This window comes from Bacillus sp. EKM208B (assembly GCF_011800725.1).
In the GTDB taxonomy this organism is placed as follows: domain Bacteria; phylum Bacillota; class Bacilli; order Bacillales; family Bacillaceae; genus Bacillus; species Bacillus velezensis.
This window is the reverse complement of record NZ_JAANHO010000016.1, coordinates 1-24,759: the sequence shown is the minus strand read 5'-3', so window position 1 is coordinate 24,759 and position 24,759 is coordinate 1. Positions and strand designations below refer to the sequence as shown.

At 44.5% G+C, this 24,759-nt stretch carries 29 protein-coding genes, 1 rRNA gene and 1 pseudogene; 1 reads left to right on the top strand and 30 read right to left on the bottom strand.

Annotation, left to right across the window (positions count from 1 at the left end):
• Positions 1–33: 33 nt before the first annotated feature.
• The 16 genes from pth to metG all read right to left on the bottom strand — a co-directional run bounded on the left by pth (position 34) and on the right by metG (position 14,446).
• The gene (gene pth / locus G9F75_RS19070) at positions 34–600 is read right to left on the bottom strand and encodes an aminoacyl-tRNA hydrolase (protein ID WP_025650338.1); all 567 of its coding nucleotides are present in this window, start codon (positions 598–600) and stop codon (positions 34–36) included.
• Positions 601–684: 84 nt separating this feature from the next.
• Positions 685–1,293: a 50S ribosomal protein L25/general stress protein Ctc gene (locus G9F75_RS19065; protein ID WP_014416724.1), complete on the bottom strand. Its 609-nt coding sequence runs from the start codon at positions 1,291–1,293 to the stop codon at positions 685–687.
• 84 nt (positions 1,294–1,377) lie between these two features.
• On the bottom strand, positions 1,378–2,331 hold the full coding sequence (locus G9F75_RS19060; RefSeq protein ID WP_004264656.1) for a ribose-phosphate diphosphokinase: 954 nt from the start codon (positions 2,329–2,331) through the stop codon (positions 1,378–1,380).
• A gap of 21 nt (positions 2,332–2,352) precedes the next feature.
• Positions 2,353–3,723: a bifunctional UDP-N-acetylglucosamine diphosphorylase/glucosamine-1-phosphate N-acetyltransferase GlmU gene (gene glmU / locus G9F75_RS19055; protein WP_014416723.1), complete on the bottom strand. Its 1,371-nt coding sequence runs from the start codon at positions 3,721–3,723 to the stop codon at positions 2,353–2,355.
• 191 nt (positions 3,724–3,914) lie between these two features.
• Positions 3,915–4,208 carry a septation regulator SpoVG gene (spoVG, locus tag G9F75_RS19050; protein WP_004264660.1) on the bottom strand — a complete coding sequence of 98 codons (294 nt, stop codon included), beginning with the start codon at positions 4,206–4,208 and terminating at the stop codon, positions 3,915–3,917.
• 195 nt (positions 4,209–4,403) lie between these two features.
• Positions 4,404–4,784: a 2-iminobutanoate/2-iminopropanoate deaminase gene (ridA, locus tag G9F75_RS19045; protein ID WP_004264663.1), complete on the bottom strand. Its 381-nt coding sequence runs from the start codon at positions 4,782–4,784 to the stop codon at positions 4,404–4,406.
• A complete protein-coding gene (gene purR / locus G9F75_RS19040; protein ID WP_004264666.1) occupies positions 4,781–5,638 on the bottom strand; it encodes a pur operon repressor in 858 nt (285 codons plus the stop codon). Before purR ends, ridA begins: the two co-directional genes overlap by 4 nt.
• Positions 5,639–5,693: 55 nt before the next feature.
• Complete coding sequence (gene ispE, locus G9F75_RS19035) at positions 5,694–6,563, bottom strand: 4-(cytidine 5'-diphospho)-2-C-methyl-D-erythritol kinase (RefSeq protein ID WP_007409927.1); 870 nt, start codon at positions 6,561–6,563, stop codon at positions 5,694–5,696.
• Between the two features lie 143 nt (positions 6,564–6,706).
• Positions 6,707–6,895 carry a small, acid-soluble spore protein, alpha/beta type gene (locus G9F75_RS19030; RefSeq protein WP_011996172.1) on the bottom strand — a complete coding sequence of 63 codons (189 nt, stop codon included), beginning with the start codon at positions 6,893–6,895 and terminating at the stop codon, positions 6,707–6,709.
• A 162-nt stretch (positions 6,896–7,057) separates the two neighbouring features.
• Positions 7,058–7,318: a biofilm formation stimulator Veg gene (gene veg, locus G9F75_RS19025; protein WP_003218330.1), complete on the bottom strand. Its 261-nt coding sequence runs from the start codon at positions 7,316–7,318 to the stop codon at positions 7,058–7,060.
• Positions 7,319–7,529: 211 nt separating this feature from the next.
• Positions 7,530–8,405, bottom strand: coding sequence for a sporulation peptidase YabG (gene yabG, locus G9F75_RS19020; RefSeq protein WP_160182324.1), 876 nt, complete (start codon positions 8,403–8,405; stop codon positions 7,530–7,532).
• Between the two features lie 172 nt (positions 8,406–8,577).
• Complete coding sequence (rsmA, locus tag G9F75_RS19015) at positions 8,578–9,459, bottom strand: 16S rRNA (adenine(1518)-N(6)/adenine(1519)-N(6))-dimethyltransferase RsmA (protein WP_021494158.1); 882 nt, start codon at positions 9,457–9,459, stop codon at positions 8,578–8,580.
• Positions 9,449–10,012: a ribonuclease M5 gene (rnmV, locus tag G9F75_RS19010; protein ID WP_004264696.1), complete on the bottom strand. Its 564-nt coding sequence runs from the start codon at positions 10,010–10,012 to the stop codon at positions 9,449–9,451. The genes rsmA and rnmV overlap by 11 nt, the downstream gene beginning before the upstream one ends.
• Before the next feature lie 134 nt (positions 10,013–10,146).
• Positions 10,147–11,472: a G5 and 3D domain-containing protein gene (locus G9F75_RS19005; RefSeq protein ID WP_167409310.1), complete on the bottom strand. Its 1,326-nt coding sequence runs from the start codon at positions 11,470–11,472 to the stop codon at positions 10,147–10,149.
• Positions 11,473–11,606: 134 nt separating this feature from the next.
• Positions 11,607–12,374: a TatD family hydrolase gene (locus tag G9F75_RS19000; protein ID WP_094296507.1), complete on the bottom strand. Its 768-nt coding sequence runs from the start codon at positions 12,372–12,374 to the stop codon at positions 11,607–11,609.
• A gap of 80 nt (positions 12,375–12,454) precedes the next feature.
• Positions 12,455–14,446: a methionine--tRNA ligase gene (gene metG / locus G9F75_RS18995; RefSeq protein ID WP_022552471.1), complete on the bottom strand. Its 1,992-nt coding sequence runs from the start codon at positions 14,444–14,446 to the stop codon at positions 12,455–12,457.
• Between the two features lie 482 nt (positions 14,447–14,928).
• Between metG and abrB the strand changes: the two genes are divergently transcribed.
• Positions 14,929–15,219 (top strand): transition state genes transcriptional regulator AbrB, encoded by a 291-nt coding sequence (gene abrB / locus G9F75_RS18990; RefSeq protein ID WP_169510469.1) that lies wholly within the window; start codon positions 14,929–14,931, stop codon positions 15,217–15,219.
• 49 nt (positions 15,220–15,268) lie between these two features.
• On the opposite strand, the gene rsmI is transcribed toward abrB, so the two are convergent.
• From rsmI to rrf, 14 genes and pseudogenes are all read right to left on the bottom strand, one after another.
• Positions 15,269–16,150 carry a 16S rRNA (cytidine(1402)-2'-O)-methyltransferase gene (gene rsmI, locus G9F75_RS18985; RefSeq protein WP_021494161.1) on the bottom strand — a complete coding sequence of 294 codons (882 nt, stop codon included), beginning with the start codon at positions 16,148–16,150 and terminating at the stop codon, positions 15,269–15,271.
• Positions 16,125–16,424, bottom strand: coding sequence for a GIY-YIG nuclease family protein (locus G9F75_RS18980; RefSeq protein ID WP_007409921.1), 300 nt, complete (start codon positions 16,422–16,424; stop codon positions 16,125–16,127). Before G9F75_RS18980 ends, rsmI begins: the two co-directional genes overlap by 26 nt.
• Positions 16,411–17,154 (bottom strand): tRNA1(Val) (adenine(37)-N6)-methyltransferase, encoded by a 744-nt coding sequence (locus G9F75_RS18975; RefSeq protein WP_004264717.1) that lies wholly within the window; start codon positions 17,152–17,154, stop codon positions 16,411–16,413. The genes G9F75_RS18980 and G9F75_RS18975 overlap by 14 nt, the downstream gene beginning before the upstream one ends.
• A 60-nt stretch (positions 17,155–17,214) precedes the next feature.
• Positions 17,215–17,574, bottom strand: a complete 360-nt coding sequence (yabA, locus tag G9F75_RS18970) for a replication initiation-control protein YabA (protein ID WP_004264720.1) — start codon at positions 17,572–17,574, stop codon at positions 17,215–17,217.
• Between the two features lie 14 nt (positions 17,575–17,588).
• Positions 17,589–18,416, bottom strand: coding sequence for a competence/sporulation regulator complex protein RicT (gene ricT, locus G9F75_RS18965; RefSeq protein ID WP_004264723.1), 828 nt, complete (start codon positions 18,414–18,416; stop codon positions 17,589–17,591).
• Between the two features lie 2 nt (positions 18,417–18,418).
• A complete protein-coding gene (gene holB / locus G9F75_RS18960; protein ID WP_007409919.1) occupies positions 18,419–19,408 on the bottom strand; it encodes a DNA polymerase III subunit delta' in 990 nt (329 codons plus the stop codon).
• Positions 19,409–19,419: 11 nt separating this feature from the next.
• A complete protein-coding gene (locus tag G9F75_RS18955; RefSeq protein WP_004264730.1) occupies positions 19,420–19,860 on the bottom strand; it encodes a YaaR family protein in 441 nt (146 codons plus the stop codon).
• A 12-nt stretch (positions 19,861–19,872) separates the two neighbouring features.
• The gene (gene darA, locus G9F75_RS18950) at positions 19,873–20,202 is read right to left on the bottom strand and encodes a cyclic di-AMP receptor DarA (RefSeq protein WP_004264734.1); all 330 of its coding nucleotides are present in this window, start codon (positions 20,200–20,202) and stop codon (positions 19,873–19,875) included.
• Between the two features lie 70 nt (positions 20,203–20,272).
• Positions 20,273–20,911 carry a dTMP kinase gene (gene tmk / locus G9F75_RS18945; protein WP_014416717.1) on the bottom strand — a complete coding sequence of 213 codons (639 nt, stop codon included), beginning with the start codon at positions 20,909–20,911 and terminating at the stop codon, positions 20,273–20,275.
• Positions 20,908–22,341 (bottom strand): aminotransferase class I/II-fold pyridoxal phosphate-dependent enzyme, encoded by a 1,434-nt coding sequence (locus G9F75_RS18940; protein ID WP_167409309.1) that lies wholly within the window; start codon positions 22,339–22,341, stop codon positions 20,908–20,910. Before G9F75_RS18940 ends, tmk begins: the two co-directional genes overlap by 4 nt.
• 77 nt (positions 22,342–22,418) lie before the next feature.
• Entirely contained in the window at positions 22,419–23,537 is a 1,119-nt protein-coding gene (locus G9F75_RS18935; RefSeq protein WP_167409308.1) for a toxic anion resistance protein, read from the bottom strand.
• 15 nt (positions 23,538–23,552) lie between these two features.
• Positions 23,553–24,168, bottom strand: a pseudogene (locus G9F75_RS18930) (5-bromo-4-chloroindolyl phosphate hydrolysis family protein).
• A gap of 148 nt (positions 24,169–24,316) precedes the next feature.
• A complete protein-coding gene (locus G9F75_RS18925; protein WP_007409914.1) occupies positions 24,317–24,511 on the bottom strand; it encodes a sigma factor G inhibitor Gin in 195 nt (64 codons plus the stop codon).
• 174 nt (positions 24,512–24,685) lie between these two features.
• Positions 24,686–24,759, bottom strand: a 5S ribosomal RNA gene (gene rrf, locus G9F75_RS20365); the annotation flags it as partial.

The window sequence follows — 24,759 nt, the reverse complement described above, 5'->3', positions numbered from 1 at the left end:
ATTTTTCCCTAGTATGGTCTCCCATTATTTATCTTATACATTTGCATTAAATTCGTTCATGACTTCTAAAAATGGTTTCGTTAAGGAAGCTTCGCAGGCTTTTACGGTTTTTGAGACGGCATCATTGATATGCGGCGCTTCTTCCTTCGTAAAAGCTCCCAGTACATAGTCAACGACTTTCATTCCGCCAGCGGGGCGGCCGATTCCGATTCTGACCCGGTCAAATTCAGGGGTTCCGAGGTGCTGTATAAGCGATTTAATTCCGTTATGTCCGCCTGCGCTCCCCTTCGTCCGGAGCCTGATTTTTCCCGTCGGAAGATCAAGGTCATCGTATATGACTTTCAGATCTTCATGATCGGCATCATAATAATCCAGTAGCGGCCGCAAACATTCCCCTGATAAATTCATATATGTAAGCGGTTTAACAAGTAGAACTTTTTTTCCGGAAACAAACCCCATTCCGTAAAGTCCGTTGAATTTCGTTTTATTCAGTTCAATATTCCATTCTTTAGAAAGCTCGTCAATGGCCATAAAGCCGACATTATGTCTCGTGTTCTCGTAGGTTTTCCCGGGGTTACCGAGACCAGCAATCACAAGCATCGTAAATCCTCCCTCAACATCGCTGTAATTCTTCTCATTCTAGCACAAAAGACGTAACCTCGGGCGGGTTACGTCTTAAAGCGCTTATTGATTTTCTCCTTCGGGCTCTTCCCCAGGAGACGGTTCTGCATCTTCTTCGAATGCTTCCTGCTTAGGAGGAAGGATGGAAGCCACGACTTCTTCCGGATCGTTTGTAAATGTATAATTGCCGTCAGCAGTCAGATCTGCGATGGTCAGCACATCATTCATCTCAAGTCCTGAAATATCAACATTGATTGTCTGAGGGATGTCCTTCGGTCTGGCCTTAATCGAAAGCTCATGCAGCGGCTGCTGGATGACGCCTCCGTCTTTGACTCCCTTCGCCTCTCCCGTCAGCTGAATCGGCACCTCGGCCTCCAGCTCCTCACTCATATTCACGACTTGAAAATCGGCGTGCGTCAATTCGTTTTTGAGCGGGTCTGTCTGAAGATCAGTCACCATAACCGATTGCTGATTTCCGTTGACATCAATTGTGATAATCGTGTTTTTTCCTTCGTCCCGCAATGTTTTAAGCAATTCGACACTGTCTAAAGAGACAGGCGTATTCGTTGTTTCTTTACCGTATATAATCCCTGGAACATGTCCTGAATGACGGATTTTCCGAAGCGTCGAACGTTTAAAATCTGTTCTTTCATTTGCTTTTAAAGTTGCCATATTCAGCACCATCCTAATTATCGTTTTATCGTCCTATTAGAACAATACCCACAATAACTGGGATTTAAACCTTAAAGTTTCGGTTTAGCTGAATAAATAGCTGACAGATTGTTTCTCGTGAACGCGGATAATCGCTTCAGCCAGAAGCGGTCCGACAGAAAGCTGCTTAAAGCGGTCGATTTTTTTCTCATCAGGAAGCTTGATACTGTTCGTTACGACAAGCTCCTTGATTTTAGAGTTATTGATCCGCTCAACGGCAGGGCCTGACAGTACAGGGTGCGTACAGCATGCATACACTTCTGCAGCTCCGTTTTCAACCAGCGCGTTAGCGGCAAGTGTGATTGTGCCGGCCGTATCAATAATATCATCGATCAGAATCGCTGTTTTTCCTTCCACGTTACCGACGATATTCATCACTTCTACCTCATTCGGTCTAGGACGGCGTTTGTCGATAATCGCGATCGGCGCTTTCAGACGGTCCGCAAGTTTGCGGGCGCGCGTCACACCGCCGTGGTCAGGAGAAACAATGACGATATCTTTCAAGTCTTTACCTTCAAAGTAATGGCCTAAAATCGGAACACCCATTAAGTGGTCAATCGGAATATCAAAGAAACCTTGAATTTGCGGCGCGTGTAAATCAAGCGCGATCACGCGTGTCGCACCCGCTGTTTCAAGCAGGTTTGCAAAAAGTTTTGCCGTAATCGGTTCACGTGATCTTGCTTTTCTGTCCTGGCGCGCATAACCGTAGTACGGAATCACAATGTTGATTGTTTTCGCGGAAGCGCGCTTTAAAGCGTCAACCATAATCAGCAATTCCATAATGTGCTCATTAACCGGCGCACTTGTAGACTGAATGATATAGCAATCACAGCCGCGAATACTTTCTTCTATGTTGATCTGGACCTCTCCGTCACTGAATCTTGTAACAGAGCACTTTCCTAATTGAACCCCTACATTATCCGCGATTTCTTTTGCAAGTTCTGGATTTGAATTCAAAGAAAAAATCTTTAAATTCTTATCTCCGTATTCGTTAGACATGGTAAACCTCCGATTTTAGGATTATTTTTTATGAATGTTTTTCACATAATCTTCTTTATTTACTTGTCTTGCTCTGGCAATGGCAAGCGCTTCGCCCGGCACATCTTCAGTTACGGTTGAACCCGCAGCGACGTACGCGCCTTCTCCCACTGTAACAGGAGCGACCAGATTGGAGTTGCAGCCTATAAAGGCGCCGTCTTCAATTTTGGTTAAATACTTTTTCTTCCCATCATAATTGACCGTGATGGAGCCGCAGCCCAGATTCACATCCGTGCCCACTTCGGCATCACCGATATAGCTTAAATGAGATGCTTTGCTTCGGTCGCCGAATTGTGTTTTCTTGATTTCAACAAAGTTTCCGATCTTCACTTCATTGCCGATTGCGGAATCGGGTCTGATGTGAGCAAAAGGACCGATATTTACATCATTCCCAACTTTGCTGCGATTGACAACGGATTGTTTAATCACAGTGCGGCTGCCGATTGAGCTGTCCTCTATCTCAGTGTGAGGGCCGATGACACATTCATCGCTGATTTCAGCTTGTCCCTTTAACACAGTTCCGGGATAAATAACTGTATCTTGTCCGATACGTGCATCAGGTGAGATGTACGTATTCATCGGATCGATTAAAGTGACTCCGTTCTGCATATGCCGTTTGTTAATACGCTCTTTCATATACATTTCAGCCTGAGAAAGAGCGACTCTATCATTCACTCCGAGCGTCTCTTGGAAGTTACCAGTCTGGTAAGCGGCAACAGTTTCGCCTTCGTCTTTGAGGATTTCGATCACATCCGGCAGATAATACTCGCCTTGGGCATTTTCATTCGAAACCTGTTCGATGACACGAAAAAGAGCCTCGTTATCAAAACAGTACGTTCCCGTGTTAATTTCTTTCACAAGACGTTCTTGCTCCGAAGCATCCTTGTGCTCCACGATTTTTTGAACGGCGCCGTCTTCACTGCGGATGATTCTTCCGTATCCGGCGGGATCGTCGGCAACGGCCGTTAACACCGTGGCTTTTGCACCTTTGTCTGTATGTTCATTCAGCATGGCTTCCATCGTCTCCGCCGTCAGAAGCGGTGTATCGCCGCAAATAACGATCGTGACACCCTTTTCTCCGTGAAGAAATGGTTTTGCCTGCTTGACCGCATGAGCCGTACCGAGCTGTTCTGCTTGGAGAGCGTAATCGCTTTTCTGTCCGAGCTGCTTCTTCACATCTTCGGCGCCGTGTCCTACGATGGTGACAAGCTTCGCTAAAGATAATTTCAGAGCTTCGTCTGCGACGTGCTCTACCATAGGCTTTCCGCATACCGGATGAAGGACCTTGTAAAGCTTCGATTTCATTCTCGTTCCTTTTCCGGCAGCTAAAATCACTGCAAACCGCTTATCCATTTAATGGCCTCCAATATCCCTTTTATCCATAGAAAAATATATCCTAAATAGCTGTTGATTTCAAGAAGACATCAAAAAGTGCAAGAATTTTCTATGTAATCGCTTTATTACTGAAAAATCAGATTTAAAAAAGGACTGCCGGAAAAGGCCTTGTGTCAGCCTTTATCAGCAGTCCTTACATTTTGTTATGTTTAAGAAGCCCCGGCTTCTTCATATTCTAATGCTTCAGAGTCACCCAAACGATGATACTCATTTAAAACAGCATCCTGGATCTTGCCCCGCGTGCTGGAATTAATAGGATGAGCAATATCGCGGAATTCTCCATCAGGGGTGCGTTTACTCGGCATCGCAACGAAAAGACCATTGTTTCCATCAATCACACGAATATCATGTACGACAAATTCGTGATCCAGCGTGATGGATGCAATCGCTCTCATGCGACCATCGGTATTCACGCGGCGTAATCTTACGTCAGTAACTTCCACAGTAGTTCACCACCTTTTCCCTATATAAAAGCATTAGTCTAACAATTCCACGATTCTTTTTAAATTCCTGCACGTTTCAAAAAGTTTTTTTGAAAATATAGGATATACATACACAATTAGGTGATAAACCATATTTGGGGATCATATACTGCATAAAAAAAGTGATCCCGGAGACCGGAACCACTTTTCTGAGATTTAAGATTTCACCAGCGCAATGACTTCAATTTCCACGAGAGCGTCTTTCGGCAGTCTCGCCACTTCCACACAAGACCTTGCCGGCTTATGTACATCAAAGTATTGTCCGTACACTTCATTCACTTCCGCAAACTGCTCCATATCAGCAATAAACACCGTTGCTTTTACAACCGTCTCGAGCGAAGCGCCCGCTTCTTTCAGCACAGCTTTTAAATTGCTGAACACCTGATGCGTTTGTTCTGTGATATCACCGTTTACCATTTCTCCTTCAGCAGTAAGAGGAATCTGGCCTGAGCTGTAAAACATGTTGTTTACGATGATTCCCTGTGAATATGGCCCGATCGCTGCCGGCGCGTGTTTTGTATGGATTGCTTTTGTCATTTTTCTGTCTCCCCATTCTTTAAATGCTGTTCTTTAAAAAATCGCAGAAAATTGCCGTTTTGAATCTCAATCGTTTTGTCTTTCATATTGATGGTTGAAAGCGTGAGCAGTGACATGTATTCATCGACAAGCCGTTCATTCACTCCCTCGGCTTCAACCAAGACACCTATTCCCGCGACGTTTGCATTAAACTCATCAAGCAGGCTGATCATGCCGTTAATGGTGCCGCCGGCTTTCATAAAGTCGTCAATAATCAAAACGTTCGAACCCGTAGCCAAACTTCTTTTCGCAAGCGACATCGTTTGAATGCGGTTAGATGACCCTGATACATAATTGATGCTCACCGTGGAGCCTTCCGTCACTTTGTTGTCCTTTCGCACGATGACAACCGGAACGTTCAGATAACTGGCCGCTGCGTAAGCAAGAGGGATTCCTTTTGTCGCAACGGTCATCACCACATCAATCTCCCGCTCCGCAAAAACGGAAGCAAAAAGCCTGCCTACATGAGAGAGGACAGATGGTTTTCCTAAGATATCCGTTAAATATACATAACCGCCCGGAAGGATACGCTCAGGATTTACTAAAGACTGTCCCAGCTCCTGTATAAACGCTTCTGCTTCAGCCTGTTTCACTTTCGGAATGTATTTGACGCCTCCGGCAGCTCCCGGCACTGTAAGCAGCGTCCCAATGCCTTGCTGTTCAAAGGTCTGTTTAATAATCGTTAAATCTTCACTGATTGATGACTTTGCTGATTGATACCGTTCTGAGAAAAACGTTAACGGTATTAATTCATGCGGATGGGTTAACAAATAATTTGTTAAGTCCACCAATCTGCCGCTGCGACGAAACTTCATGAACTTACCCCCAAAATCCGAATAATTTAAAAATAATATAACTTAACATACGGATTTAATCAAGAGCATTCTGTTCGCCGATCATCCGCACCGCGTACACTTGATCACAGAAACCTCTTAACCCGTTATAAATCCGCTGCACCTTCGATTCGTATTGAACCAAACCGAATACAGTCGGTCCGCTTCCGCTCATTAACACCGCATCAGCGCCGAAGCGTTTCATTTGATTTTTAATCATCGCCACCTCGGGATGGAGGCTGAGCGTAACCGACTCCAATACGTTTCCTAATTGTCCGCATACCTTTTGGAAGCTTTTTTCTTCAATCGCGTCAATCATCGCCTGCACATCAGGATGCCGAACCTGCTGTAAGTTCAGCCGGCGGTACACTTCGGCAGTCGATACCCCGATCGTCGGTTTGGCGAGCACGACCCAGCAATGAGGCGGAGCACTAATGTGCCTAATCTTCTCACCGCGTCCGGTTGCCAAGGCAGTGCCTCCGTATACACAGAAGGACACGTCTGAACCGATTTCAGCTCCAAGCTCCGCGAGCTCTTCGACAGAAAGCTTTAAATCCCAAAGCCTGTTCAGCCCTCTGAGCGTGGCTGCCGCATCGCTGCTTCCGCCGGCAAGGCCTGCCGCAACAGGGATCACTTTTGTAATCATAATGGAAACGCCTTTTTTGACTTGAAACCGTTCTTTAAGCAGTTTGGCTGCCTGATAAGCCAGATTCCTTTGATCATCCGGAACAAAGCGATTATGCGACGCCACTCTGATAACGTTTTCGGGCAGTTCTGTCAGTTCAATCCGATCTGCCAAATCAATTGTCGTCATGATCATCTCCACTTCGTGATAACCATCCGGGCGTTTACTCGTCACATCGAGGGACAGATTGATTTTGGCCGGCGCTTTTTCTAAAATACGCATAGCTTTCACCTACTTCTCCATCTAAACATAAGTATGAACATTGTATCACATTTGGAGACCCGGAGGTACTTATCCGAAATTGACGCCGGTTTTGACAGCCGATAGAAAAAACCGGGGAACGGATTGTCCCCCGGGCCACTGCATTATCGGTTATTTTGGTTCTGAGCCGCCATCTGCTGTTCGGCAATCTCAATCGCGCGCTTTACCATATTCCCGGCGTCACGCGCCCGAATGCCTCCCCAGCCCTCGTTTTTCACCGTATCGTAAAAACCAAGGTCCTTCGCCAGCTCATATTTGAACTCATCTGACATAACTCCACGACGTCTGCCCAAACGAAACAACCCCTTTTATAGAATTGATCACCATTCGTGCACGCCACGATAAAACATGTGACACCTATAGCTTCCGTTTAATCGGCTGAAACTTTCGAGGGAATAATTAGAAGAGCTTTAGAAGGCAAAACAAAAAGCAGTAAACAAAAGGTTCACTGCCCATTAAAATGCTACTGAGCTTGCCGCATCGTCATTGAATGTCAATTCAACAGTCTCAGTCAGAATATCAGCATAACTGTATGAAACTCTTTCAAACGAGTTCTCGTCTTGATCTAGTTGTATCACAAAAACAGAAGGGTACGTCTCAGCTAAAATGCCCGAACGCTCAATCGTTTTTCGGCGGCCGCCGTTTGCTTTTAACGTAAGCCGTTTACCTAAATTCCCATCAAGCGATCTTTTTATATCGGACAACGTCTTCGCCATTGCATCCACCTCACTACATTTATTGTACAACAAGAGCCCAATTTTGTCAAATAAAATTTAAATTATATCAACGTTAATAAGTCATTGTCAACAAAATTATTTTGACAAAATTCTATTGATTTCTGCGTTATTTTTCACAAGTTCCGGAAATTTATGTATCAATATGTAAAATAATTAACCCGCATAGCGAAATATATGCGGGTTTTATCACTCATCCATTTGATTTATACGGCATACCGACACGCAGCACACCCTTCGTTTCAATTCCTCCCAGCCCTTTCTCTCTCGTCAGCGTATTTCTCAGGACATCCCATACATTGATCCGCTCCATAAACGGAGTGAAGCTGATTTTCGCGACAATATATACCGGGTCAAGCGCATGGATATTGACGCGTGACGGCGAACTTGCAAAATTGGCGCCTGCCCTGATTAAAGACTCGAAATGAGATTGGCAGGCCCCCGCGAATATGACCAGCTGATCCAAATGAGGTACTTTACGCCTCGCTCTTTGAACGGTTTCGACAAAGTGTTTGGAATGCCTGTAGGCGCTTAAATCGTTCACGCCTCCCTTATGCTTGGAATATGCATCATGGCCGGTGATGACTAAAATATCCGGCCTGTATTTATCAAGCAGCTCGTCAATTGCTGCCGGCATTTTTTTCTCATGGCAATGAATTCCGTATACCGGCACACCGATTTTTTCATAAAAGTTCAGGCACTTTTTCAAATAGGCCTCATCGCCGTCCAGATGCAATACCTTTCCGGGCATATGAAAGTAGTGCTCCTGATGCTGATATTGATTTGTCGCATAATATTCCTGTTTTTCCCGAAGCAGCTTATAATCCTGGCGGAGCAGCTCGAGAGATTCATTCATCCTGCTTTCATCTCTTTTCTTTCTCATGGCCTGTTCGTCTTTTCTGACAGGCTCCAAATCAGAAAAATCAGCATCCGCAATCAATCTGACTTCGTCACCATGCAGGATGGCAATTGAATTTCCGTTGCTTGTTTGCTCTATACCGATAATGCGAAATAAAACATCCATTTGATAGGATTTCCTGGCTACCATATCTCCTATTTGAAATTGCACGTTACCCACTCCACAAATAGACTAAGCCTCATCATGAAAGAAGTCTTGGCAAATACACCTCTTTCCGCTGCGGCGCTTGATGTTTCAAGCTTTTGTTGCAGTTGAATGAATAAGGTTCTCCTCTAGCCTATGTAGCGGCAGTCCAAGTGGTGACGCAAAACAAAAAGCCCTCTTAGAAAAGGGCTTTATGCAATCCGTTGGACAGGAGCGCGAATTCTTCTATGGACAGGGATTCACCGCGCCGCTTTCCGTCAATATTCGTTTCTTGAAGAACTTCTTCAATTTGAGCTTTTTTCTCTTTTCCGCCCGGAAGATTGTTCACAAGGTTGTTCAGCAAGGTTTTCCGGCGCTGTGCGAAGCTTGCTTTAATCAGCTGGAAGAAAAACGGTTCATTATCGACGTCAACCGCCGGGCCGTCACGAAGCAAGAGACGGATGACGGCTGAATCGACATTAGGCTGAGGCACAAACACCGTTTTCGGGACGGTCATGACGGTTTTGGCCTCCGTATAGAACTGAACCGCAATGGAAAGCGATCCGTACTCCTTAGAGGAAGGATCAGCGGCCATCCGCTCAGCGACCTCTTTTTGCAGCATCACGACAATTCCTTTTAACGGAAGATGTTCTTCCAATAGCTTCATGATGATCGGCGTCGTCACATAATATGGGAGATTCGCCGTCACCATAATTTCATCACAATCCTGAAACTGCTCTTCAATGACAGATTTTACGTCTGCTTTCAGCACATCTTGATGAATGATCTTTACATTGTCATACGGAGACAGCGTATCATTGAGAATGGGCAGCAGGCGCTGATCAATTTCAAACGCGACGACCTTTTTCGCCCGTTTGGCAAGCTGCTCTGTCAGCGCGCCGATTCCGGGCCCGATTTCAATGACTCCGGTCCGATCCGTAATTTCCGCATGGTCCACAATTCTGTCCAATATATTTGTATCAATTAAGAAATTCTGTCCCAGACTCTTTTTAAAAGAGAAACCGTACTTTTTCAGAATTTCCTTCGTTCTGATAGGTGTCGCGATATCTTTATTGTTCATCCTGTTCCTCCTGCCTCATAGCATCGAGCGCATCAATAAAATCACTTCTTTTGATTTGAAACATTTGCAGCCGTTTTTGAAGCTGCTTGCCGTTTGTATAGCCGATCTTCAGCAGGTCGCCCAATCGTTCGCGGCGTCTTTTGGCAGCCGGTCCGCCGATCAGACCGGCCTGTATGACATCTTCAGCTGAAATCTCACTCGGCTTTGCCTCCATCTCTTCATGCACATTTTCCAGACATGCTCTGATGCTTTCAATGGATGCGTGCTCAACGCCAATGCCGCGCTTGTTTTTCGGTTTGGCAAGATGTTTGGGCAGAAATGCGTGTTTACAGCCGGGTACTGCTTCAGAAATGGTTTTCCGGATCTTTTCCCCCGGAAAATCCGGGTCCGTCAGCACGATGACCCCTCTCGTTTCCTGCGCCAGCCGAATCTGCCTGATGACTTCGTCTCCGATTGCGGAACCGTTTGTCTCGATCGTATCCGCATCAACGGCAAGTTTTATGCGCGCAGTGTCATCGCGTCCCTCGACTACAATAATTTCTTTAATTTTCATTACTTCCTCCAAAAAAACTTTTTATATCCAAAACGAAACCTTTGCTTACATGTCACGTCTAATATACTGAAAATACACTTTACCTATTATAACGAAAAAAACAGAGGGCGCAAAACCCTCTGAGTGAATCGGAATTAATTTAAGATTTTTATTTTGACCTGTTTCTTTCCCCAGCGGTAAGCTGAAGATTTTTCAGGGAAAAAGACATCAATCCGTCTTCCTTTAATGGCTGAGCCCGTATCAGCGGCCACGGCATCCCCGTATCCGTCTACGTGGACTCTCGTGCCGAGCGGAATGACGCTAGGGTCTACCGCAATGACTTTGGCATTCGGATTGCTTGTCAGGTTAACGCCTGTAGCCGTATGGCCGGAACAGCCGCTGCAGCTTGCGGTATAAGCCGTGGAAGACACGGTAATCACTTTACCGGAAGATCCGGTTTCGCCCGAAGATGCCTTCACAGGTGCACTGAGCTGCTCAATCTTGGGACTGTGCCGCTTTGTGCCGACCGCAATGATCTGATCTTTGCTTTTTTCAGATGTTTCTTCTTTAACAAGCTTTCTTGAAACTTCTTTTCCATTTTCTTTGACAACATGAAAATGCTTTTTAAGTTTGCCTTCTTTTCCTTTTTGAACGATCTTTTCTTTCCCGCTGTCGAGAGACGCATCTTCTTTTTCTTTCACTTGATACGCTATTTTTTCCTCAACTACATCGGTGACTTTTTCGATACGAGTGATTTGTATACCGGCCTGATTTTTTGTAAGCTTTTCGTGTAATGCCGGTTTTACTTTATCTTCGTCTTTCATGTCCATCTTATGCTGCGTTAAAAAGTCAGCGACCGTAGTCGAAGTCGTCCATATTTTCTTTTTCTTTCCCGCATCATTTACAGTGACCTGAAAAGCCGGGTCGACCGTGACTTTCATGCCGTTTGTCACTTTCGTATCTGCTGCTGGATCTATTTTATCGTGCTGATTCACAGGTGTATGCTGTTCGTTCAGAAATGCGCCGACTGTTTTTGCCGTTGACCATAAAGTCTTTTCTTCTCCGCCTCTTGTCACACGGATCTGCTTTGCAGCTTCATACACGACATTCATGTTGTCTGCCAATGCTGTCTGCTTAGACGGGGTAATCCGGTCTTCGTTTCTCGTCTCTATATGTAAACCTTCCAGAAGTTCCCCAACCGTTTTTGCATGAGTGCGTATTTGCTTTTTCTTGCCGTTGATGGAAACAGAAACTGATTGTTTTGAGAGCTCATGTGCCCCGTATGCAGTCCCGGTTCCGCCCAGCAGAATAATAGCTGCAATAAGAATAACCTTGCTTTTACCAAGCTTTACGGAAAACAGTTTTTTCATTTTTTGTGTGATGAAAAACGCCTCCTTCTCCTCGGAGAGATTATATAGAGTATCTAAAATGCTGTCAACCCTCCCATCTCGAAGGTGAAAAACCTTCAGCGTATCCCTCATTATGCAAAAACAAAGCAAAAAAAGGAAGAGAGACATATCGACAACCTATCTTATGAGGAGAAGGAAGCTTGTAGAACGGTTTTACATATCCACTGAATCGGACAAGCCTTTACACGTTACGACAGCGCATTCTGTCAGTTTATGCGGAAAAGTCTTTTAGCGTTTTCGGTTGTAATTGAGGCAATGTCTTCATATGTCAGCCCTTTTAATGCAGCGAGCTGTTCAGCAACATATTTTACATAGCTTGGCTCATTTCGTTTACCGCGGAAAGGATGCGGTGTCAGGAAAGGACAGTCCGTTTCAATCAGCAAACGGTCATTCGGAATTTCCTTTGCCACTTCTTTTGGTTTCTTCGCATTTTTGAAGGTAACCGGTCCGCCGAATGAAATATAAAAATTCATATCCATACACTGCCGCGCAACCTCCGCGCTCCCCGTAAAGCAGTGCATAATGCCGCCGACTTCTTCCGCCCCCTCTTCTTTCAAAATCGTGACAACATCTTCCGTTGCATCACGATTATGAATGATAATTGGAAGGTTCACTTCTTTGGCGAGAGCGATTTGTTTCCGGAATACTTCTTTCTGAACGCCTTTTGGTGATTTATCCCAGTGGTAATCAAGGCCCATCTCTCCGATTGCCACGACTTTTTCGTGAGAGGACAGTTCCTTAATCCATGATAAATCTTCCTCTGTCATGTCAATTGCATCTACCGGATGCCAACCTATCGCAGCGTATATAAAATCATATTCCTCAATCAACTCCATCGCACGCGTGATAGTGGGTTTATCGAATCCGACAACGACGATTCGTTCAACTTTTTCAGCCTTTGCACGCGCAATGACTTCCTCTAAGTCTGTGTCAAATTGCTCGGCATTTAAGTGCGCATGTGTATCAAAAAGCATCATAAAAACTCCTTTCTTGTTGAAAAACAAAAGGTGTTCGACGGAATGTTACACGTGAAACACCTTTTGCATCTATTTATTTATTTAATTCGAGTGCCTTTCGGTAATGACTGGTCGACAGCTACAACTTTGAGAACGCCGTCCGATTCTCCTGCCAGTATCATTCCTTGAGAAAGCTCGCCTCTCAGTTTTACCGGTTTTAAATTCGTTACACAAATGATCTTCATTCCCACAAGCTGATCCGGTGTATAATGCTTCGCGATACCTGATACAACTTGGCGCTGTTCAAAGCCCAGATCAATTTGCAATTTCAGCAGCCGATCTGCTTTTTTCACCGGCTCTGCGGACAAGACTTCTGCGACGCGAAGTTCTGTATCCATAAATTGATCAAACGTAATTTCAGGAAGACGCTCTGCTTCTTGCGGCTCTTCCGCCTTTTCTTCTTTAGCAGGAGCAGTTCCTTGCATTTTTTGCTTGATGTAAGCTACTTCTTCTTCAGCTTCAAGACGAGGGAAAAGCGGTTCCCCTTTTTTCACTTTCGTGTTCTTCAATTGGCCGAATGTCTGAATGCTGTCCCATGCTTTAAGAGACTGATCCTCAACTCCTAGCTGTGCAAACATTTTTTCAGGCGTTTGTGTCAAGAAAGGCTGGAGCAATACGGCTGAGATACGTAATGATTCAGCTAAATGATACATGACAGAACGTAATTCTTTTTCTTTTTCCTGATCTTTAGCAAGCACCCACGGAGCAGTTTCATCAATATATTTGTTCGTACGGCTGATTAATTGCCATAGCGTTGATAAAGCGACTGAAAACTCCATGTTTTCCATTGCCTTTTCATAAGCTTTAACCGTTTCACCGGCTACAGAAGAAAGCTCTGAATCAAAATCGGTCACATTTCCTTCATATGAACCAATCTCGCCGTCAAAATATTTTTGGATCATTGCGACTGTACGATTCAGAAGGTTTCCTAAGTCGTTCGCCAAGTCATAATTAATCCGTTCTACGAAACCTTCCGGCGTAAAGACACCGTCAGAACCGAACGGTACTTCGCGAAGCAGGTAATAGCGAAGTTCATCCAAGCCGTAGCGTTCAATTAACGTTACCGGATCAACGACATTTCCTTTTGATTTCGACATTTTTCCGTCTTTCATCAATAACCAGCCATGCGCGAATACTTGCTTAGGCAGCGGGAGATCAAGCGCCATCAGCATAATCGGCCAGTAAATGGTATGAAAACGGACAATTTCTTTACCGACAAGGTGGACGTCAGCCGGCCAGTACTTTTTGTAAAGCTCATCATTTTCCGTATCGTAACCGAGCGCTGTAATATAGTTGAACAGTGCGTCAATCCATACATACACGACATGCTTCGGATTTCCCGGCACTTTTACGCCCCAGTCGAACGTCGTTCTGGAAACGGCCAAATCTTCAAGCCCCGGTTTAATGAAGTTGTTAATCATTTCATTTTTGCGTGATTCAGGCTGGATGAAAGAAGGATTTTCCTCATAAAACTTCAGCAGGCGGTCTGCGTATTTGCTCATGCGGAAGAAGTATGACTCCTCTTTGATTAATTCGACCGGGTGTCCGCTGTCAGGGCTTTTTCCGCCGACAACCTCACCCTTCTCATTTCGTTCCACATCCACCAGCTGTGTTTCCGTATAGAATGTTTCATCAGGGATGCTGTACCAGCCCTCATACTCATCCAGGTAAATGTCACCATTATCAAGAAGTTTTTGAAACACTTTCTCGATAATTTCTTTGTGCCGGCTTTCCGTCGTCCGGATGAAATCATCGTGAGAAATGTCGAGCTGCTTCCATAGTTTTTGGATTTCAGCAACTGCACGATCCACATAAGCTTGAGGCGTGATATTCTCTTCCTCCGCTTTCTGCTGGATTTTCTGTCCGTGCTCATCCGTTCCGGTTAAGTAGCGTACGTCAAATCCTTTTAATCTTTTGTAACGCGCCATCGCATCGCCGGCCACGGTAGTATAAGCATGGCCGATATGTAATTTTCCGCTCGGATAATATATCGGGGTTGTAATATAAAAAGTATTATTGTCTTGCGGCATGTTGCAACCTCCCATTCAGAATGTCGAAAAGCTCACGCCCAAAGGACGAGAGCGGTTTTATTTGATATACAATATTGATATTTGTCCTCTATCTATGATACCATCTTAGCCTTTAAGATCAAGGATATATACGTACTGCGCGTAAAAGAGTAAATAAAATTAAAAATTTTTATTGAAATTAAAAAAAGTCTTAACATGTCGAAATTTGTCGTATATAATCTACTAATATAAAACATCTTGGTTCGAAAGTCTTGATTTAAAAGGATTTTCAGTAGGATAATAGGTTCGAAAAAGCAGTCAAAAAGCCTGTTATTTCAGGATTTCCAAGGCTTTACTTACTATAAGAACTAATTCTTACAAACAATAGCAAACAAAAAGATTGACGATTATTGGAAACCTTGTTATGCTAGGAATGTAAGGAATTTTGTCGAATAATGACGAAGAAAAATATAAACTACAAATAATTATCTCTCGGGAGGAGACTGTTAATGAAATCTACTGGTATCGTACGTAAAGTTGATGAACTTGGACGCGTAGTTATCCCTATCGAACTTCGCCGTACACTGGGCATCGCAGAAAAAGACGCTCTTGAAATTTATGTTGATGATGAAAAAATCATCCTTAAAAAATATAAACCAAACATGACTTGCCAAGTAACTGGTGAAGTTTCTGATGATAACCTTAAACTTGCCGGCGGCAAATTGGTACTCAGCAAAGAAGGCGCTGAGCAAATCATCTCTGAAATTCAAAACCAGCTTCAAAACCAAAAATAAGCTATTTCATACAAAAACCGTTCTTGTTACGACACAAGAACGGTTTTTTTTATGATTGAATGTGATAAGCGTCATAAATCTCGCGTTTCGGCACGTCCCGATCTACCGCTGTTTGTTTTATGGCCTGTTTGGAAGAAGATCCTTCATTTATGTAATGCTCCACATGTTCTTTCTCAGAAAGCTCCGTCCACCAGGGCTTTTCCTCTTCATCCGGTTCAGCGGTTTGATTTCCTTCGACAACGAGACAGAACTCACCGCGGATTTGATCTTCATTTGCCCATTCCATCACCTCGGCGATGGTTCCTCTGATGAATTCCTCGTACTTTTTCGTTAATTCTCTCGTGACGGCGATGGTTCGATTACCCAAAACGTCATGCATTGCTGTTAATGTTTCTTTTAATCTGTGCGGCGCTTCATAAAATATCATCGTTTCCTGCCGTTTTTCCAGGATTTCGAGTTCTTTCTTCTTTTCTTTTTTCTGTCTGTTTAAAAATCCGTAGAAGAAAAACGGCTGCGGGGTGATGCCTGATGCGGTCAGCGCGGTTAATGCCGCATTTGCACCCGGAAGCGGAACGACATATCCGCCGATTTGGGTGAAATCTCTCACAATCTCAGCCCCCGGGTCGGAAATTGTCGGCATGCCGGCATCACTGACCAATGCCACATTCTTTCCGCTTTTCAGCCATTCAATGATTTTATGGCCGCTGCTTTCTTTATTATGTTCATGATAGCTGATGAGAGATGTGTCTATGTCATAAACATGGCACAGCTTTTTCGTCTGTCTCGTATCTTCGGCAGCTATGACATCGGCCGATTTCAGCGTCTCTACTGCACGAAAGGTCATGTCCTCCAAATTGCCGATCGGTGTAGGAACAAGGTACAGAGTTCCCATTTCAGATTTTCCGTTAAAACTCATCTGGCGTCTTAACATATACAGCCTCCTTGCTGCGTCGTTTTTCTTCTATATATTGCTCTTTTTTCTTTCGGGTCAGCTGTTTAAAACGGTATTCCGCCTGCATCGCTTCCCGTTTTGTTTCAAATGATTCCGCATGGCATAACGAAACCGGCCTCCGCGCCCTTGTGTACTTCGCGCCCTTTCCCTCATTGTGGGTTTTCAGCCGTTTTTGCAGATCATTTGTATAACCGGCATACAGACTGTTGTCATTGCACAGCAGCACATAAAAGAAATGACTATTTGTCTCCATATAAAATCGTGCGGATCTCTTTCGTATATTCATTTTGTTCATTGTATACGAACAGCGGGGGAAGAATTTTGAGATCAGGGCGGCCGCCTTTAATTCCTTCAACCAAAATGGTATTCGCTTCTTTACCTTGTTTCGGATAAATAAACTGAACCCGTTTCGGTTCTATTCGGTACGCTTTCATTAATTCAAAGATTTCCAAAAGCCTCCCCGGCCGATGAACGAGAGCCGCTTTTCCGCCTTGCTTCAGCAGTTTGCTGCTGACGGAAATCACATCTTCAAGCGTGCAAAGAATTTCGTGCCTTGCGATTCTGAGATGCTCGTTCAGGTTCTGCTCCGCCTCTTTCGGTGTTTTAAAATAAGGCGGATTGCAGGTGACAACATCATATTTATTATGTCCGAGTCTTTCCGGCATATTTTTCAGATCATCATGAATGAGACTGATCTGACCGCCCAGCCCGTTGTATTCCACGCTTCGGAGCGCCATATCATACAAGCGTTCCTGAATTTCAACGCCGGTGATATCGGCTTTTGACCTTGTGCTGAGCAAAAGCGGCACAATGCCGTTCCCCGTACATAAATCAACGATGTTCCCCTTTTGAATCGGAACGTATGCAAACTTAGACAGCAGCACGGCATCTAATGAAAAAGCGAAAACCGTCGGACTCTGTACTATTTTCATATCCTCTGCTAATAAGTAATCCAATCTTTCATCATCACGTAATGAAACCATAATCTTATTCCTTTCGGCACTCTTTGAAAAAGGCTTCCGACAACAGCGGAAGCCTTTTCCTTATTTTTTATTTAAGAAGGACAGACAAAAAAGGCAATCTCCCTTGCGGACGCTCCCATAATGGACGTTGCAAATATGAAAGCCTTCTTGATACAGCCGGGCCAGATTGTCGTACCCTTCTCCTATATCACTCTGCTCTGCCTTCTGTGTTTTTGTTTCTTTCTGATCGGCTTTGAATTTCTCAATTTGCTCTGTCGTGTCATCAAGCCGCTTACGCAAATGCTTATTTTCAAGCTGAAGATGGTGATTCTCTTCAATCATTTCGCCGATATGCTGCTTTAAGTCACCCAGCTGACGGTACAGCGAACCGATTTGTTCCTCCAGGTTTATGACAGTATCAAATAACTCTTTTTTATCCAAGGTTCCACACCTCGTTAATCTGTGGTTTGTGCGGATACGACGCCCTCTTCCAAGAGCTCTTCCCAAGTATATTCTATCACTTTTTCACGATTCTTCAGTTCCACCTGAAGCACCCGTTCCAGAATATTAAGACCGACAACCTTTGCGGGGCCGTTTGCCGTCGTAATCATTTCGCCTAAATCCGGCAGCTGTTCTTTTGCCGTCTCATACTCATCATTTTCGTACTTCAAACAGCACATCAAACGGCCGCACAGACCGGAAATCTTCGTTGGGTTCAACGATAAATTTTGATCCTTCGCCATTTTGATGGACACCGGTTCAAAATCACCGAGGAACGTGGAGCAGCAAAGCATTCTCCCGCAGGGCCCGATACCGCCGAGCATTTTCGCCTCGTCCCTCACCCCGATTTGGCGCAATTCGATTCTCGTTTTAAAGATAGAAGCCAAGTCTTTGACCAATTCCCTGAAATCAACCCGTCCGTCTGCTGTAAAGTAAAAAATGACTTTATTGCGGTCAAATGTAAACTCAACATCAACCAGCTTCATATCTAAGCCGTGGTCAGCCACTTTTTTCTGACAGACTTCAAAAGCGGACAGGGCCTCCTGTTTGTTTTCTTCTACAATGAGAAGATCGCGTTCATCAGCAACGCGTATGACCTTTCGAAGCGGAAGCACAACATCATGCTCGTCCACTTGTTTATTTGCGATGACAACCTGCCCGTATTCGACACCTCTTACGGTTTCAACAATGACGCAGCTGTCTTGTTCTATATCAAATCCATTCGGATCAAAATAATAAATTTTTCCCGCTTTTTTAAAGCGGACGCCTATTACGTTGTACAAGCTTATCCCTCCTGCAACGTTAACACCAAGTGCTCCATTAATCCCTGCACATTCACATTGGAATGAAGCCGTTTTTTTGCTTCTAAAACAGCGAGAATTTGGTTCGTAACGCTTTGTTGTGTAAATTGCAGCGCATGCTGTTTTATTGATTGGAATAAGTCTTGATAAATCAGTTTATCTTCATTTCCAATTTGGATGGATAATACATCACGGTATATCAATAAGAGCATATCAAGACCCATTTCTTGATGGGTTTTTTCTTTGAAAAAGGGCACCCACTGATCCTGAATGAAGAAAAAGGCATGTCCTTTCCGCTGATGTAAGACTTCATACAATTTTATCACTTTCGCTCTGGACTCTGCAAACTCATCATTTCGACTTAATTCGACTGCTTCCGCAATATTATTTGTCATATTTGCTAAGAGCCGGGCCATGTGAGGGCTCACTTCCTGTTCAATCAGCCTTTCTTCTATGGCTTTCGGCTGAAGCGGCTGGAACGGAAGAACCTGACATCTCGAAACGATGGTATCCAGTATTCGGTGGAGCTGCTCAGTAATAAGAATTGCGATGGTGTCTTGACTCGGCTCCTCTAAAAATTTCAGCAGACTGTTTGCCGCATTTGTCGTCATTTGATCCGCATGGGATATAATGTACAGCTTTTTATGCGATTCCAGTCCTGTTTTAGAAAACTCTTCCTGAAGAGATTGGATCTGAGCCTTTTTAATGGATAATCCGTCGGGCTGAACCACATGCAGGTCGGGATGGTTTCCGGATTCGATACGCTTACAGTTCCGGCATTCCCCGCAAGGCTCAGTCCCGTCTTCAAGGCAAAAAAAGCTTTTTGCGAGAAGCAGTGCGGCATCCAATTTGCCCGTACCTTTTTTGCCTTCAAACAGATATGCGTGAGAAAGCCTTTTCTTTTCAATGCTGTTATGCAAAAGCCTCATCACTCTGGGCTGCTGCCCGGTCATTTCCTTCCATGATATTGCCATTGTATCACTCTCTATGTGTAAAGGTTAATCAATAAACCTTTTATTTCTCCGATTCGATCCAGCAAATCAATTGCCGGTTTTTCCTGATCTAACATTTCTTCCGTCAGCTGAAGCAGTTTTTCATCTATTTCTTTCACAAGCCCCAGAGTCCGGCTGCTGCCGTACAGGTCAAAGCTTTTCTCCGTCTCATGCGATAATCCGCTGTCTACGGCCTCTTTTACAAAACGTTTTACCAATCCTTTGAATTTCGCTAAGTCTTTGAAGTTTCTCGACTTCGTCAGCCTTTTCCCGAACGTTTCTATATCCGTTAAGAACCTGCTCAGCTGATCAAATTTCAGCTTGCTGCTTTGGCTGTCCATTGAACTTTTAAACGTTCCGGACAGCTCTGCCGCTTTATAAGCAGGCTGCTGCTTTTTCTCAATAAATGTACGTAAGTCAGAATTTATTTTCACGTCGTCAAATCCTTAAAATTGATGAAATTCATCGACCGGGAGGACAAAGACCGTCGCTCCGCCGACTTCCACTTCGACGGGATATGGAACGTAGGAATCCGCATTCCCGCCCATCGGGGATACCGGGGCAATCATCTGATCACGTTTACAGCCATTCTCTTTAATGAGGCTGAGCGCTTTATCGACACGGATATCTTCCACCCCGATCATAAACGTCGTATTGCCTGATTTAAGGAATCCGCCTGTTGTCGCAAGCTTCGTCACCCTGAAGTTGTGGTCGGTTAATACTTTCAAAAGCCTGTTGCTGTCCTGATCCTGCACCACTGCCACTATTAGTTTCATTCTCTAGGCCCCCTTTAGGTTGGAAAGAACATTGTCGTTACATTCATTATAGCAACTTATGAGAAACAGGTCACAACTGAATTTTTTTCAATGCTTCATTTATCACTTGAAGTGCATCCTGAATGACGAGTTCCTTCTTTTTCGATGCGTCGATTGTCTGGAATCTTTCCGGAAAACGCTGCATTACCTTTTGGTATCCTTCCCGTACTTTCGTGTGAAAGTGCAGGGCCTCAAGATCGAGACGATTCTTTTCTCTTGAATCATTCGACGTAATCCGTTTCAACCCTTCTTCCGGCTCAATAGAAAAATAGATGGTGACATCAGGCATCGTATCGCCGATTGCAAACTGGTTGATAGAAAGAACTTCATCAATCCCGAGCCCTCTCGCATAGCCTTGATAAGCCAGCGAACTGTCGATGAAACGATCGCACAGCACAATGCGCCCTTCTTTCAATGCAGGCTGCACCTTTTCGGCTAAATGCTGTCTTCTCGCCGCAGCGTAAAGCAGTGCCTCCGTTTTTGCATCCATCAGTGTATTGTTTTTATTTAAGATCACTTCTCTGATCTGTTCCGCAATGTCGATGCCGCCCGGTTCTCTTGTCGCTGTCACCGGAAGCCCCTCTGCCGACAGAATCTCTTTCATTTCCTGAAGCACAGTCGTTTTCCCTGCACCTTCAGGACCTTCAAATGTTATAAATAAACCGCTCATGATTTCTCCTCTTCTATATAGACAAGTAATTGTTCCCCGTTTAACAAGCCTTGAATATGCGCGTCCATGCCGATTAAACGGGAAAGCTTTTGTACGATCTCTTCTGTTATCCGTTCTCCGTCCATGATCAGCGGAATTCCCGGCGGATAAGGAATAATGTTCCCCGCATGCAAGCGCCCGGCCGCCTTATTTATATCTGCAGGCTCTTTTGTAAACTTCCGCATCTCATTTTGCGGATATTCAAGTGTCGAAATGGACGGAAATGTCCAATTCACGGCATCCGGCAATTTATCGGGCGGTGTATTCTCCAGTTTCTGCTGTATGTTTCTTACGGTTTCCTGTTCTATCATCCGCCGGCCGCCTATCGGCAGGACGAGCAATACTTGGTATTCGTCAGCCAGCTCGGCAACAATGTCTTCACTCTCCAAAATGCGTTGTAATGAATAGCCGGAATGTCCGAGCTTTGACCGAAGAATTAATTTTAACGGGTCCGCCCGCAGCCCATATCCGGAAGGCTCGATTATTTCAATAGAAGAAATTGATGCGAACCTTCCTTTGATTTTCTCAATGTGCTCCATATGAACGGGAAGTGTCCCTTTTTCAGCAATATCCTGAACATAAGCGCGCGCCGTATCTAAAGATGCCATAATCGGGTATGACGGGCTGCTGCTTTGCAAACTGCTTACATAATAAGTTAATCGATCTCTGTCAATTCTGGTGCTGTTCAAATGAAAGTAAGACCCCATCGTCATAGCCGGAAGCGTTTTATGAGCCGATTGAACAACGGCGTCCGCCCCCATAGCCAATGATGAAGGCGGGAAAGGCTGGCCTAACACAAAGTGAGCCCCATGAGCCTCATCCACCAGTACAGGAACGCCGTATGAATGGGCTTTGTTAACTGCCGCAGTCAAATCGGCGGCGTGTCCGTAGTAAGTCGGATTGGTCAGAACAAGTCCTTTCGCGTTCGGATATGACGCCAGCGCTTTTTCGATGACTGAAAGGGATACATGTGCCGGCACATGCATGTTTTCATCGATTTCCGGCGACAAATAAACCGGCTTGGCTCCGGCCAATGCCGCCGCATGGAAAACAGACTTGTGACAATTACGCTGGATCAGAATGGGTTCACCCGGTTCACAAACAGCTAAAATCATCGCCAGATTGCCGGCGGTCGTTCCATTGACGAGAAAGAAGCTTTCCTGAGAGCCGTAAAATCTGCTCACCAAATCCTGCGCTTCCTTAATGACCCCCGTCGGGTGGTGCAAGTCATCAAGACCCGTGACCTCAGTCATATCAATAGATAAAAGAGATTGATATACAGATTTGGCTTCATCAAAAAAGACATCTCCATTGTGATGTCCCGGAACATGAAAAGAATACGTATTTCGGTGCGCATGCTTCATCAGCGCTGTATATAAAGGTGTGTCCATTTTTAAACAAATCCTTTGCCTGTCTTTCTTATTATATCGTGCCTGCGAGCCAACTTAAAGCTAAGACTTTTTGCCATCTAGCCGTTATCCCGGCCGGTCCCCATATCACGCAGCTTCTTTTTTAAATCGCCTTCCATGATAACAAGCTCCTCCTCGGCACGCCTGCGTTTCATCCTGCCTTCTTCTTGAATAGACATGATTTCTTCAAGTGTGCTGACTAAGCTTTCCTGCACTTTTTTGAGGGTTTCTGCCTCAACAAGCCCGCGCTCATTGGCTTTAGCGGTCTCGACTGTACTTGTTTTCAGAAGTTCGGCGTTTTTCAGCAGCAATTGATTTGTTGTATCCGCCGCCTTCTGCTGCACATCTGCCGCACTCCGCTGCCTCATAAGCGTCAGCGCGATGGCGACTTGATTCTTCCATAAAGGAATAGCCGTAACAATGGAGGACTGAATTTTCTCTGCCAGTGCCTGATTCGTGTTTTGAATCAGGCGGATTTGCGGCGCACTCTGGAGCGTAATCTGCCTGCTCAGCAGCAGATCATGCACCCTCTTATCCAGACGGTCGGCAAACTGGCGAAGATCATTCACCTCCTGCGCGGCCATTTGATTGTGTTCTTGTAATTCGGCTTTTCTTGCCGCTTCGGGTATCAGCTTTGTTTTCAGCTCATCTAATTTTAATTCCCCCGCTGCTATATACATAGTTAAATCAGAAAAGTATTGTTTATTTTGGGCGTACAGCTGATCTAACAATTTATTGTCACTCAACAGCACATTTTTAGAATGTTCCAGCCTTCTGCTGATACGGTCAATCTGCACACTTGTCTTTTGATATTTCGAAAGCACTTCCTGCACAGAACCGGATACCCTTTTAAACAGCCGGGCGAAAAACCCTTTGTTCTTCATCTGCAGATCATCAGGGTTTACCTGGTCAAGCTTCAGCATCAAATCAGTCAGTATCTGTCCCATCTCTCCTGCATCTTTTTTTTGCACGTGCTCTATCATCGTGTGGGAAAATTCCAGAAGATTCGCCTGCGCCTGTGAACCAAACAGAACAATGCTTTGCATGTTCCCAGGGTCCAGTTTTTCAGCGAGCTGAAGTGCCGCTTCTCTTTTTTCTTCCGGCAGCGTATCTGCAAGCTTTAGATGAGTCTGGTCATTTTGGGCGCCCACGCTGTCGTCGGAACGGTCTTTGGCCATTTCCTTCTTCCTTTCTTATTTTCTCAGTGAATGCTTTGCCATATCTAATTCAAAGTGCAGGTCGTCGATGTCCTCCTTCATCAGTTCATGAAGATCCTCTTCCAGCCTTCTGGAAAGCTCTGCTAGAGTCATCCTCGTCTCACTCAAGGACATTGATAAATCTTTATTTTTTCGCGGCTGTGAGGAGAGCAAAGCATACTTTTCCGTCAGTTCCACAACAGAATCAAGCGTTTGATAATAGAAACGCTCTGCCTGATAAAAACGCTTCGGCTCCTGCTTTGTGAGCAGATATATTCGTCGGGTTTATCCGCAGTATCTCTGCATTCTGCTTCAGCATTTGTATACTTTTAGAGCGAAAAAGCGCCCTGCGTAATCGGATGATTTTACCCTTTGCTTCCTCAAGATTTTCCTTGATATAAGCATATTCTTTTCTTGTCAGCCGGTGTTTTTTTAAAAAGAGACGCTTCGCATTCCACAGACCGGCCGCACTGGCTGCGGCTCCGCTGGCTGCCCCGTATAAAAGCGAATACAGAAAAGGCTGATGCCCTATCGTAAAGAAGGTTATCCCCGCTAATACAAAAACTGTGCTGCCGCAAAGCGTCCATTTCATATATTGAATAAACGGTTTCATACTTGATCGACTCCTATTTATTCACTTTTATCAGTATTATCTATTACATTCCATGTCTAAACAAGTTCCTCTTCTTATCGTATCAGTTCTTTTATAAAAAGTGTAAAAACTCCTCTGATTTCAGGCAAAAAAAAGACCCTTTTCAGGGTTAAGAATATAACGTCGGTGTATGAAGGCTTTTCAGTTTACGAACGAAAAATTCATAATTCGGATCAGAGGTCGGAGTGGAAACTACTTTCTTCTCACACTCTAAACATATAAATTTCGTATATATATGGATTCCCCTGCTTTTTTTGGTTTCACACACAATACATGTTTCTTCATGGCTGGACGTTTCATTCATTTTGCCCACCTCCGTATGAATAGCCTTCCCTTAAGCTGTTGATTGTATACACAATTTGGACCTTTTTGAAGTTTACAATTAGTATATGGGCGTTTCCGTATTTCGGTGTTTGTTTTGTTTTTATTCAAAAACAAAAAAGGCAGCTCATGATGAGCTGCCTTTACCGTAATAATAGCTTGGCGGCGTCCTACTCTCACAGGGGGAAACCCCCGACTACCATCGGCGCTGAAGAGCTTAACTTCCGTGTT